10 protein-coding genes and 3 pseudogenes are annotated in these 11,726 nt (G+C 68.3%); 8 read left to right on the top strand and 5 right to left on the bottom strand.

The features are described 5' to 3' along the window. The 5 genes and pseudogenes from LCE31_RS28685 to LCE31_RS28650 form a co-directional block, all read left to right on the top strand. Positions 1–262: integrase core domain-containing protein (locus LCE31_RS28685; protein ID WP_225019298.1), on the top strand; the 262-nt coding region annotated here is incomplete at its 5' end. Positions 263–517: 255 nt separating this feature from the next. After that, a pseudogene (locus LCE31_RS40965) lies at positions 518–1,374 on the top strand (IS5 family transposase). Between the two features lie 248 nt (positions 1,375–1,622). Then, the gene (locus LCE31_RS28660; RefSeq protein WP_225019294.1) at positions 1,623–2,942 is read left to right on the top strand and encodes a nucleotide sugar dehydrogenase; all 1,320 of its coding nucleotides are present in this window, start codon (positions 1,623–1,625) and stop codon (positions 2,940–2,942) included. Continuing rightward, positions 2,939–4,402 carry a glycosyltransferase family 2 protein gene (locus LCE31_RS28655; RefSeq protein ID WP_225019292.1) on the top strand — a complete coding sequence of 488 codons (1,464 nt, stop codon included), beginning with the start codon at positions 2,939–2,941 and terminating at the stop codon, positions 4,400–4,402. Before LCE31_RS28660 ends, LCE31_RS28655 begins: the two co-directional genes overlap by 4 nt. Positions 4,403–4,502: 100 nt before the next feature. Beyond that, the gene (locus LCE31_RS28650; protein ID WP_225019289.1) at positions 4,503–6,035 is read left to right on the top strand and encodes a polysaccharide deacetylase family protein; all 1,533 of its coding nucleotides are present in this window, start codon (positions 4,503–4,505) and stop codon (positions 6,033–6,035) included. A gap of 269 nt (positions 6,036–6,304) precedes the next feature. On the opposite strand, the pseudogene LCE31_RS28645 reads toward LCE31_RS28650, so the two are convergent. From LCE31_RS28645 to LCE31_RS28630, 4 genes and pseudogenes are all read right to left on the bottom strand, one after another. Then, positions 6,305–6,845 (bottom strand): annotated as a pseudogene (locus tag LCE31_RS28645) (transposase); the annotation flags it as partial. A gap of 40 nt (positions 6,846–6,885) precedes the next feature. Then, positions 6,886–8,030, bottom strand: a protein-coding gene (locus tag LCE31_RS28640) for an IS3 family transposase (RefSeq protein WP_374118578.1) whose coding sequence is annotated in 2 segments (ribosomal slippage) — positions 6,886–7,811 and positions 7,811–8,030 — 1,146 coding nt in all. Because the reading frame shifts where the segments join, the coding sequence is not laid out codon by codon here. Positions 8,031–8,057: 27 nt separating this feature from the next. After that, entirely contained in the window at positions 8,058–8,528 is a 471-nt protein-coding gene (locus LCE31_RS28635; protein ID WP_225019284.1) for a transposase, read from the bottom strand. 25 nt (positions 8,529–8,553) lie between these two features. Beyond that, a pseudogene (locus LCE31_RS28630) lies at positions 8,554–8,808 on the bottom strand (transposase family protein); the annotation flags it as partial. Between the two features lie 11 nt (positions 8,809–8,819). On the opposite strand from LCE31_RS28630, the gene LCE31_RS28625 reads away from it, so the two are divergent. The 3 genes from LCE31_RS28625 to LCE31_RS28615 all read left to right on the top strand — a co-directional run bounded on the left by LCE31_RS28625 (position 8,820) and on the right by LCE31_RS28615 (position 11,302). Then, on the top strand, positions 8,820–9,320 hold the full coding sequence (locus tag LCE31_RS28625) for a TetR/AcrR family transcriptional regulator (RefSeq protein ID WP_225019282.1): 501 nt from the start codon (positions 8,820–8,822) through the stop codon (positions 9,318–9,320). Beyond that, positions 9,317–9,727 (top strand): RidA family protein, encoded by a 411-nt coding sequence (locus LCE31_RS28620; protein WP_225019279.1) that lies wholly within the window; start codon positions 9,317–9,319, stop codon positions 9,725–9,727. Before LCE31_RS28625 ends, LCE31_RS28620 begins: the two co-directional genes overlap by 4 nt. Before the next feature lie 132 nt (positions 9,728–9,859). Beyond that, positions 9,860–11,302: an NF041680 family putative transposase gene (locus LCE31_RS28615; RefSeq protein ID WP_308042324.1), complete on the top strand. Its 1,443-nt coding sequence runs from the start codon at positions 9,860–9,862 to the stop codon at positions 11,300–11,302. A 24-nt stretch (positions 11,303–11,326) separates the two neighbouring features. On the opposite strand, the gene LCE31_RS28610 is transcribed toward LCE31_RS28615, so the two are convergent. Further along, the coding region (locus LCE31_RS28610; protein ID WP_225019275.1) for a transposase at positions 11,327–11,726 on the bottom strand (400 nt) is incomplete at its 5' end.

The raw sequence follows: 11,726 nt of genomic DNA, 5'->3' as shown, positions 1-11,726 counted from the left end.
CGACGGTTTCGGGATCCGCAGGAGCATGGGCCGGGTTGGCTCGAGTTACGACAACGCCCTCGCCGAGTCGTTCTGGCAGAGGCTCAAGAGGGAGACGATGCACCAGAGGCTGTTCTCGACGATGCGTCAGGCGAGGCTGGAAATCTTCCAGTGGCTGACCTACTACAACGCCCGCAGACGCCACAGTGCCCTCAACTACCTCTCACCGGTGGAGTTCGAACAGCAGCATCTGCGAGCAGCTAAACTCTCAATCACGGCATGAGCCCCTGTGCCCACACTCCGGGGGACGCCTCACGACGTCACCACCGAAAGTGAGACAGGGCCGTTAACTTGACACACCCGACCGAGCGGATCAAGAAGATCCACGCCGATTCCGGCGGGATCTACGGCTCTCCGCGCGTACACGCCGCACCCAGAGGGCGTTAAGTCCCGTTTCTGATGATGTGGTGTCGCCCGTTCGTGGGTTATGGGACGGTTCCGTCCTCGTGGAATGTCGTGTGCATGATGGTGTTGCCGCATGGAACGGTGCACGTATTCAACCGACTTGTCCGACGAGCAGTGGACGCTGATCGAACCGCTGGTCACCGCGTGGAAGCAGGCACGGGTGGCGCGGTCGGCGGCCGGGGACCCGGGCTCCTGCGACCTGCGATAGGTCGTGAACGCGCTGCTCTACCAGAACCGGACGGACTGTCAGGGGCGGCTCCTGCCGCACGACCTTCCGGCCTGGTCGGCGGTGTTCCACTACTTCTCCCGGTGGCGCGAGGACGGCCTTGACCAGCGGATCCAGGAGATCCTGCGCTGCCAGGTGCGGGAGCAGACCAGACGGTTAGAGGACCCGTCCCTGGTGATCATCGACACCCAGTCCGTCCGTGTGGCGGCCGGGGCGCCGAAGGAGACGACGGGGCTGGACGCGAACAAGAAGACACCCGGCCGCAAGCGGGGACCCGCCGTCGACGTCATGGGTCTGATCATCGGCGTGGTGGTCCTGGCTGCGAGCGCGCACGACAACGAGGCCGGCATCGCTCTGCTGGACCAACCAGGCGGACCAGCGGTGCGGGACGCGCCTGGAGAAGGTCCTGGTCGATCAGGGCTTCAAGGACTCCGTGGTCATCCACGGAGCGGTGAAGGACATTACCGTCGAGGTAGTCCGACGCAACCCCGACGACCAGGGCAAAGGCTTCGTCCCGCAATCCAAGCGGTGGGTGGTCGAGCAGGTCAACGGCACCCTCATGCTGCAGCGGCGCCTCGCCCGCGTACGACCACCGGTTCGACAACGCGGCCTCCCGCGTCTACTGAGCCTCCACCGCCGGCATGCTCCGCCGCCCCACCACCCCCGCCGCTACCTGGCGGGACGACGTGGAGCTGGTCGCGTGAACGTCTACGAACTCCTACGGCTCCTGCAGACCGAACACGATGAGACCGCAGCCCGCGGTCAACGTGCCCGAACGGGGATGGGTTACGAGCAGTGGCCGTGCACTTCGGCGTCTGGAGGAGGCGCACGCAGCGTCTCGTGCCCGATGAGCCGCCTCATTGAGCCACCGGTGTGAAAGGGCTTCTTGCGTGGTGGGGGCGCAAAGCGTGTCGACAGTGCTCTAATCACGGAAGTCCGCCTATATAGCGATGTGAAGTTCACTATTGATGACGTATCTGAACTAACCGTTGCGGTCGTGGGGCTCGGCTACGTGGGACTCCCTACCGCACTTGCCCTCACCAACGCGGGTGGCACCGTCATCGGGATCGACAGCAGCCCGGACCGGCTGCGGGACATCGCATGCGGAGCTGTGGACCTATTCCCGCTGCACCACGCGCAGCTCGCCTTTGCGTCGGTCGGCGACCGCTTCCGGCTCACCTCGGACGCCACCGTAGTGCGCGAAACGGATGCCGTAGTCATCTGTGTGCCCACTCCCGTCGATGCTCGGTGCGAGCCCGACCTTACCGCGCTGTCCTCGGCCTGCGCCTCGGTGGTGGAGCACGCCGTGCCCGGCCAGCTGATCGTGCTCACCTCCACTAGCTACGTGGGTACCACTCGCGACCTGCTGGTCGAACCGCTGCGGGCCCGCGGCCTCACGGTTGACGAGGACGTGTATGTCGCCTTCGCCCCCGAGCGGATCGACCCTGGCAACGAACGCCACACCCCCGAACGCACCCCGCGCCTGATCGGCGGCGCCGGGCCGCGCAGCAGTCGCGCCGCCGCCGGCCTGTTGGCCCCGACGGCCTCCTTCGTCCGGACAGTCGCCGACCCCGAGACCGCCGAGATGGCCAAGCTCTGGGAGAATATCTATCGCGCCGTCAACATTGCCCTGGCAAACGAACTCGCCGACGCCTGCCACTCGCTCGGTCTGGCACCAATCCCGGTGATCGAAGCCGCGGCGACCAAGCCGTACGGATTCATGCCCTTCTACCCAGGCCCCGGCGTCGGCGGTCACTGCATCCCGTGTGATCCCCATTATCTCCTTTGGCAGTTGGGCAAGGCCGGGATGCAAGCGCCTCTGGTCGCCACCGCCCTCGCGGCCAACCGCCGTCGGCCCGCGCGGATCACCGAACGCGCCCTCGACCTTCTCACGGCCTCTCACGTACCCGTGCGCGAGGCACGCGTCCTGCTGATCGGCGTCGCCTATAAGGAGGGTGTGGCCGATGTCCGGGAGAGCCCCGCCCTGGAGATCCTCGCCGGGCTCGCCGAAGCCGGCGCGCATATCGCGTACTGCGACCCCCTGGTGCCCTCGCTCCGGATCGGCGCGGACGCGCTGCACCACGTACCTGATCCGCATACCCGCCCCTGGGACCTGGTCGTCCTGCACACTGTCCATTCCGTGCACGACGTGACCTGGCTATGGGCCGCCGACGCCCCTCCTGTCCTGGACACCCGACAGCGCGGCCCGCTCCCCGAGACGGCGGCGCGGGCCAAGGTCGGCGTCCTTCCTGCGGCGGAGGCCACCGCATGACCGTCCTGCGTCCCGGCCACGAGCCGGCCACCTCGGGCCGCACTGGCGCCCGCCACCTGCTCCGCACTCGCCTCGAAGCCCTGGATCCCCCGGTCCGTCGCGACGTCGTGCGCCTGCTCACCCTCCTCGCCCTACTCCCCCTCGTCTTGTTGCTGGCCCGCGGCGTCGTCCGCCTACCTCACGCCTTCGACCCGCTCGCCCTCTACGGCCTGGCGGTCCTGGCCGCCAACATCTGCCTCCTCCACCTCGCCTACAGCCGCTACGACGACCCGGCCCTAGGCCCCCTGCGCCGCCGCCCGCGCCACGCCGACGCGTTTCCGGCCCTCCTCGCACAGCCCCGGGTGAGCTTCCTGCTGGCCGTGCGCAACGAACGCGCGCACGTCGAGGCGTGTGTGCGCTCCATGGCCGCCGTGGACTACCCCGGCCTGCAGCTCATCGTGGTCGACGACGCCTCTGACGACGGAACACCCGAGGTACTGGAACGCCTCGCCGAAGAGCTGCCGCTCACTCTGATCCGGCTGGAGAAGAATCTCGGCAAAAAAGGCGCGCTGGTCCGCGCTTGCGCCGTCGCCGACGGGGACGTGCTGCTATTCACGGACTCCGACTGCGTCGTCGCGCCGGATGCCGTGCGGCACTGCGTCACCGCGCTCGTCCGGCACCCCGAACTGGGTGCGGTCAGCGGACACTGCCGGGCGCTCAACGCCGACGCCGGATTGCTGGCCCGGGTACAGGACATCTGGTACGAGGGCCAGTTCCGCGTCAGTAAGGCCGCCGAGGCCGCCTTCAGCTTGGTGACCTGCGTCTCCGGGCCGCTCGCCGCGTTCCGCCGCGAGGCCGTGTGGAACTACTTGCCCGCCTGGGCCGAGGACCGCTTCCTCGGCGCCCCCTTCCGCTTCGCCACCGATCGCCAGCTCACCGGATACGTCCTGGGCCAGGCATGGCACGGCCGCGCGCTCAAGAAGCGGCACGCCGACTCGCCCTTCGTCCGCGAGCACGACTATCCCGAGCTGCGCTGGGGGGCCGGCTATACGCGTTCCGCCCGGGTGTGGACCCGAGTTCCGTCCCGCTTCAGCTCCTTCCTGCACCAGCAGATCCGCTGGAAGAAGAGCTTCATCAGGAATCTCTTCTTCACCGGCCGTTTCATGTGGCGCCGAGGCCCGGCCGCTGCGGTGCTGTACTACGGGCATGCCCTGTGGGTGATCGCGGCGCCCGCCCTGGTCCTACGGCACCTGCTGTGGGCTCCGCTGCACCTGGCCGGCCTGCTGACCCTGCTGTATCTGGCCGGGATCGTCCTCAAGGGTTGCGTCTGGGGCCTCGCCTACCGGTTCGACCACCCGGGAGACCGCGCCTGGCGCTGCCGCCCCCTGATGAGCCTGCTGTCCTGCTGCATACTGACCTGGCTGCTGCCGTACGCCCTGCTCACGCTGCGCCGCGGCGTCTGGTCAAGGAGTGCCGCATGAAGGCCCTGCTGCGGGGGCTGGGCCGCTCGCTCACCAGTGGCCTCACAAGCGCCGCGATCGCCCTGCTCTACCTGTTCGTGATCACCCGAGGACGGTGGATGTGAAGCGCGACACCTTGAAGAGAGTCCGACCTGGGCAGCCGGTGCTGCGTGCCACCCTCGGGCTGCTCACAACAGCCGTCGTGGTACTGCCATTCGCCGCGGCCTGGCAGCACGATGCCCCAGGACACGCCGTGGCCGAACAGAGCGGCCTGCCGCCGGCCGCCGACACGGTCAGTGACGCGGGCGCTGAGGTGGCGCCCGCCGGGAACGCGCCGGTCGTCCTCGCCTACCACGACATCGGCCCCGACGACCGCAGCCGCTACACCGTCTCCCTGGAGCGCTTCGACGCACAGATGCACGCCCTGCGCGACACCGGCTACCGCACCTTGTCCACTCGGGAGTTCACCGACTTCCTGTGCACCCACCGCACCCCCGGACCACGCACCGTCTACCTCACCTTCGACGATGGCGCGCACGGGCTGTGGACCCACGCCGACCCCGTCCTGGCCAGGTACCGGATGAAGGCCGCCGCATACCTGATCACTGGACAGATGGCCACCCATCGGCCGTACTACCTCTCCTGGGCCGAGATCAACCGAATGGCACGGTCGAAGCGCTGGGACTTCCAGGACCACACCCACCTCAGCCATGAACGTGCCGCGGTGGACGCCGCCGGACACGAGCGGTCGGTGTTCACCAACCGGCGCTGGCTGGCGGACGAAGGACGCCTCGAGACCACGGACGAATACCGGCGCCGGATTGCGGCGGACCTCGACCGGTCGGTCCGCGACCTCGTAGCACACGACCTGCCCCAGCCCCGGCTCTTCGCCTACCCCTTCTCGGAACGGCTGGACGAGTCGAACCTGAGTGCGCGCGACGCCGACGCCTTGAGGTCCATGCTGCGGAAACGCTTCACGGCCACGCTCACCAACAGCACCGCACGCCCACTGCCAGCCGGACCACGCGCTGCGGCAGCCGGACAGGTGCAGCGCCTCGAGGTCACCCGGGACACCACCCCCGCGCGACTGCTCCACGAACTTGCCCAATGGGCTCCTGTGAAGCCGTCGGACGCCGATCATCCGCTGTCCCACCGAACACAGTGGCAGTCGACCGGCGACAGCGAGAAGGCCGGTCCCGCAATCCTCACCGGCGACAGCCGTCCCCCCCACGGCACCGCCTACGTGTCGGCCGACTACCGCCCCCTCGCCACCGCTGACTGGACCAACTACCGCCTGCACGCCACCGCCGGACACCTGCACGGCATCTCGAACAGCGCCGGCGTCACGGTACGGGTGGGCAGCAAGTACCCGGTGGCGCTCTCCGTCGGCCACAACACGGCAAGCCTCACCATGGGTAGGCTACACGACACCGACGACCATCGGATCTGCCGACTCCACCCCGCCACCACGCACCGAATCACCGTTTCGGTGACACCCCGGCAGGTGCGGATGGACATCGACGGCATCCCCTGCACACAGACGCACGCGGCCCGGTGGTGCGCGGCGGAGGGAGCCGGAGGCTTCTCACTCAGTGTGCGCAATGACCAGCCAGAGCAGCAGTGGCCCCGTTTCACTTCACTGGAGATCGAGTGATGCACGCAGCAGGTCGCGGACGACACCTGTCGCGGCGGGGAGGCAGTGGCTGGCTACCGACGGACTGCTACTGGGCGGGTGCCCGTAGGCCCCGGCGTCCCATGGGGTGGAGTGAGGAGGAGCGCGAGGAGCCGCCACGCTTCGGGCGCGGGAGCGGGATCTCGCGACGATGATCATGACGCACGAGCTGTGGGCAAGCCTGCAGGCCGGGAAGCGGATGGCGGCCCGCGACGCACTTGCTGAGGTTGAACTCGGGATGTCGTGCTGCTGGTCAGACAGGTCTCGGCGAGGCAGCCGTCTATGAGGTCATTGCGGTACTGGATGTGCCGCAGTCCGCGTCGGACGGTCTGGACGAGGTGTTCGGGGGTGCTGAAGGCGACGTTGGAGAGCCAGCCGCGTCGCAGGAGGGACCATATGCCTTCGACAGGATTGAGGTCGGGTGCGTAGGGCGGCAGGTAGTAGATGGTCAGCCAGTCGCGGGATTCGGCGAACTCCCGCAGATCCGCTGCTTTGTGGACGTTGAGGTTGTCCCAGATGAGGACGATGGGGCCGTCGAGTTGTTGGTGGGCGGCGATCAGCAGGCCCCGGTAGTCGCGCCAGGAGAAGCTCGTGCGCCCGTCACGGTTGCTATCACCCGTCGCGGCCGGTAGATCAGCCGCGCCCTGTGACGGGGTTTGTAGCGGTCAGCGCAGCTATGGAGATCCGTCTCCGGGAGCGTCCGCGGACCCTCACCACCGGAGGTCCGGCCGCGTGGCGACCAGGTCTTATCGCTCTGCGGGCCGGGACCTGGCAGGACCAGCCGTCGCGCACCTGAGCTGTCCCGAGTTTTGTGGAGTCCGCGATCGTGTGATCAAGCGGTCTGCGGGACTTCTTCCAGTCTGGCCCAGTAGGCCTGTTCGTACTCGTCGGGTGGGAGGTAGTCGAGGGCGGAGTGGAGCCGTTCACCGTTGTACCACGCGACCCACTGGAAGACGGCCCGCTCGACCTCGTCGAAGTCCCGCCACGGCCCCTGATGCTCAATCAACTCGGTCTTGAACGTGCCGTTCAGGGCCTCCGCCATCGCATTGTCGTAACTGTCCGCGACGGAGCCGACCGACGCCGAGGCGCCGACATCAGCGAGACGCTCCGTATACCGAATGGACACATATTGCGCCCCTCTGTCGCTGTGGTGGACCAGGTCGGCGCCCTTCTTGATCTTCTGCCGCCACAGCGCCATCTCCAGCGCGTCCGGCGGAAGGTCGGTGCGCATGTGGGTGGCGACCTGCCAGCCCACGATCCGGCGGGAGTACGCGTCCAGGACGAACGCGACGTAGACCCAGCCGGACCAGGTGCGGATGTAGGTCAGGTCGGCCGGCCACAGCTGGTTCGGACGCTGGGCGGCGAAGCGGCGGTTGACCAGGTCCGGCGGGCGCGGGGCAGACGGCTCCGGGATGGTGGTGCGGCGCCGCCGGCCGCGGATGACGCCTTCGATGCCGAGCTCGCGCATCAGCCGCTCGACCGTGCAACGTGCCACCTGGTGGCCGGCGCGGACCAGCGCGCGGGTGACCCGGCGGGCACCATAGGTGCGGCCGGAGTCCTCCCACACAGCCGTGACCAGCGGTATCAGCTCCTCATCCCGCAGCCGGCGGGCCGACTTCGGCCGCTTCTTGCGGGCGAAGTAGGTCGACGGGGACAGCTGGAGCCGACAGACGGGATCGACCCCGAGGCCCTTGTCGCGCAGGTGCTCGATCACCTGCTCGGCCTCGTCCGGGGACGGTCGATCTCCTGCGCAAAAAACACCGAGGCGGCTTTCAGGATCTCGTTGGCCCGCCTCAACTCGGTGTTCTCCTTACGGAGTTCCTTCAGCTCATCCTTCTCGGCAGTGGTGAGACGGTCGTCACGCTCGCCGGCGTCCGCCTCGGCCTGGCGGACCCAGCCGCGCAAGGCTTCCTTGTGGATACCCAGGTCGCGGGCGACATGGGCCACCGGGCGGCCCGTAGAGCGGACCTCACGGATCGCCCGCTCACGAAGCTCACCGGGTACTTACGGGGTGCTGGCATTGCTCGTGGTTCTTCTTACGCCTGGAATCGTAACCCAGGCTTCAAGGACTCCACGAAGATCAGTGCAGCTCACATCGGTCACTCCGCAATACTGCAGGGCGACCCCGACAGACTTGGTCCCCTTCTTCTGCACCTGGGTGTCATCCAGCACCAGCGACGCCGACGGGTCGCCCAGATGCCCGGCCACGTACCCACGCAGCTCGTCCAGCAGCCCGTCTGCAGACCACGAGGCTGCGTTGAGGAACTTTTGGATCCGTAAGGGCGTGACGTGGCCCGCCCGAGCGGACATAGTCCACGCGTTCTTCCGGCGCAGGTCCGAGAGCAGGCCCTCGACCAAGTCCGCGAACACCTCCCGCGGCTCCGGCCGCGCGAGCAGATGATCGAGCCCACCCAACAGGACAGCCAACTCCTCGGCCCACTCGCCGAGTCGCGCCTCCGTCACATCCACCAGCACGACCGCTCAACGACACAACCGATCATCAGTCACATGATCCGCCGACTCGCCAGCATTCCTTGAGTTCTGTGGCTGCGCGTTCACCGCGGGCGCGCGAGTCCCTGATCAGGGTGTTCGTTGTGCGGGTGTCGACGTGAAGGGCTTGTTCCGACTTGCCCCTGGGGCGGCGGACCGGGACGTGGATGCCGATACCGGCGCCGGTGTAGCCCTTGTCGGCGAGGGTCGGCAGTCCGTCGGTGGCGGCCTTGTAGAGGGCTGGCAGGGCGTGGATGCGGGCAGCGGTGCCGCACCGTGTACGGCCACTTCTCGACCCGCACCGACCTCGTGCGGACCCTCGCGGGGCGGGCGGTGGACGAGATCGTGGCCGTGCTCGACGAGGTCAGCGCCTCCGGCGGAGCGGCCGAGACGGTGTGGGCCGAGTTCATCGCCCGCCTCTGGCCCCTGGCGCACCGGTACCGGGTGCTGCTGGGCCTCCGGCGCGGCGAGTACGGCGAGGAGATTCATGCCCTGCTCGGCCCGGTCGACGCGACCCTGGCCGACCTGGTGCGAAAAGGCCAGGACAGCGGGGTGTTCGGCAGGCACCTGCCCGCGCGGGTCCTCAGCCAGGTCGCCTACGCCGCCGTGTTCGCCATCGCGGACAACAGCCTGTCGGGCGAGAGCCTCAGCGCCGGCGCGGCGACCACAACGAGCTTGCTCATCCTCTTGTTCTTTATCTACTGGTCGGTGCGGAGCCTGCTGGCTCGCGAAATGTGGTGCGCGCCGACAGCTTGGTCGTCAGACTCGCGTGCATGAGTTCGAAGATCATGCGCATCAATCCGGAGCAACTGCATGCGACGCCCGGCTATCACCACATCACCGTTGTCGAGGCCGGTAGAACGGCTTACCTGGCAGGTCAGTGCCCGCTTGATCGGGAAGGTTCGCTCGTTGGGTCCGGGTCGCTGGACATCCAGGTAGACCAGGTCGCGACGAATGCACTGGTTGCTCTGGGGGCGGTAGGCGCTCGTCCGGAGCATGTCGTGCGCTCGGTGATCTACGTATGCAGCGGTGACACGGGCGCCCTGGGCGCGGTGTGGAGGCGGCTCACCGACTCGGTCATCGGCCCGGCATTCACCACCGCCAGCACATTGGTTGGCGTCGCGCAACTGGGCTTCGAGGGCCAGCTCGTCGAAGTGGATCTCACTGTGTCTCTGCCCCGTTGAGGGTGAGCTGCCCGCCTCGAACGGTGTCCCGAACTTGATCCCTCACCTGGAAGTTCGCCGGACGCGGGGGTGGCCTTCGTCTGATCCTGTGCTCCGACCAAGGTGCACGTGACCGAGACGAAGGCCGTGAGGGTGAGTCTTCTACGAGATGCTGTCCGGAGTGAAGCGTTCGCGGAAGCCTCACGCTTCCGGGGCGAGTTCTACGGGTGTCTGACCGCTCGCCGCGATGAGTTGTTCGAGCTGGCGGATGCGGTGCTGTGCGCCGACGGTGCGGTCAAGTCCCCGGTGGACCTGACGCTGCTGCCCGAGCATCGTCGTGGCCACGGAGCGCTGTACGGGGGCCTGAACCACGGCCGGATCGACACCGATCGGCTGCGGACGGTACTGGCCGGGCTGCGGCTGCCGCGGTTCGGCGGCGGACGCCTGGTGCTGGCGGTCGATGTGTCGCCGTGGCTCCGCTCGGACGCGCCGTGCTCGGCCGAGCGGCTGTTCTGCCACGTCTACGGCCGGGCGAAAACCGCGTCGCAGTTCATCCCGGGCTGGCCCTACTCCTTCGTGGCCGCTCTGGAGCCGGGCGCCACGTCCTGGACCGCGATCCTGGACGCGGTCCGGCTCGGCCCGGCCGACGACGCGACCGCGGTCACCGCCGCCCAGCTTCGGGGAGTGGTGGATCGGCTCATCACCGCGGGCCAGTGGAAACCCGGCGACCCGGACATCACCATCGTCGCCGACGCCGGCTACGACGTCACCCGCCTGGCCTGGGTCCTGCGCGACCTGCCCGTCGAACTGGTCGGCCGAGTCCGCTCCGACCGCGTGATGCGTCTGCCGAAACCACCGAGGGTGCACGGCGTCAATGGCCGCCCGCCCAAGCACGGTCCGGAGTTCCGGTTCACCAAGCCGGAGACGTGGCCCGAGCCCGCGATCACCACGCTCACCGACACCACCAACTACGGCAAGGCCGAGACCCAGGCGTGGGACCGGGTCCATCCTCGGCTCACCCACCGCTCGTCCTGGCTTGATCACGACGGCGAACTGCCGCTGGTGGAGGGCACGTTGATCCGGTTGCAGGTCGAGCATCTGTCGAAGGACCGGGACGCCCCGCCGGTGTGGTTATGGTCTTCCAAGACCGGTGTAGCCCCGGACGACGTAGACCGCTTCTGGCAGGCATTTCTCCGCCGTTTCGATCTGGAGCACACCTTCCGCTTCGCGAAGCAGACACTAGGCTGGACCACCCCGAAACTCCGCACTCCCGAGGCGGCGGACCGCTGGACGTGGATCCTGATCGTCGCCCACACCCAGCTCCGGCTCGCCCGATCCCTCGCCACCGACCTCCGCCGGCCTTGGGAGAAACCCGCCGCCTCCGACCGGATCACCCCGGGCCGGGTCCGCCGGGGGTTCCGGAACATCCGCGCGCACCTCGCCTGCCCGGCCCGTGTTCCCAAACCCCGCGGCACCGGACCCGGACGGCCACCCGGTGCCAAGAACAAACACCGGGCACCCCGCTACGACGTCGGCAAGACCGTCAAACGCCCCGAGACCCTCAAGGCCATCGGCAAGCCCGGAAGGTCTTGGTAGAGAAAGAACTTCCCAATGACGTTGTCAAGCCGCGGCCGTGACCGGTGGTGTGGCTTGGTAGTACGCTCCGTCGCGGATCATGGCCCACAGGACGTTGGCCCGGCGCCGGGCGAGCGCCAGCAGCGCCTGCTTGTGTCCCTTTCCTTCGGCGCGCTTGCGGTTGTAGAACCGCTTCGAGGCCGGGCAGCTGCGGAGGCTGGCGAAGGCGGAGAGGTAGAAGGCGCGGAGCAGGCCGCGGTGGTAGCGGCGCGGGCGGTGGAGGTTGCCGCTGACGCGTCCGGAGTCGCGGGGAACGGGGGCGAGGCCGGCGTAACCGGCCAGGCGGTCCGCAGTGCCGAAGGCGGTCATGTCGCCGCCGGTCGCGGCGAGGAACTCCGCGCTCAGCATGGTGCCCATGCCGGGCAGGCTCTGGATCACCTCGGCG

The sequence above is a fragment of the Streptomyces sp. 8L genome (assembly GCF_020176795.1).
GTDB lineage: Bacteria > Actinomycetota > Actinomycetes > Streptomycetales > Streptomycetaceae > Streptomyces.
The sequence above is the reverse complement of the archived record's forward strand: the minus strand, read 5'-3'. Positions and strand labels throughout refer to the sequence as shown.

Excerpts from the sequence above, each read along its gene's own strand:
- LCE31_RS28620 (WP_225019279.1), top strand. The coding sequence starts at position 9,317 with ATGAGTTCGAAGATCATGCGCATCAATCCGGAGCAACTGCATGCGACG.
- LCE31_RS28655 (WP_225019292.1), top strand. The coding sequence starts at position 2,939 with ATGACCGTCCTGCGTCCCGGCCACGAGCCGGCCACCTCGGGCCGCACT.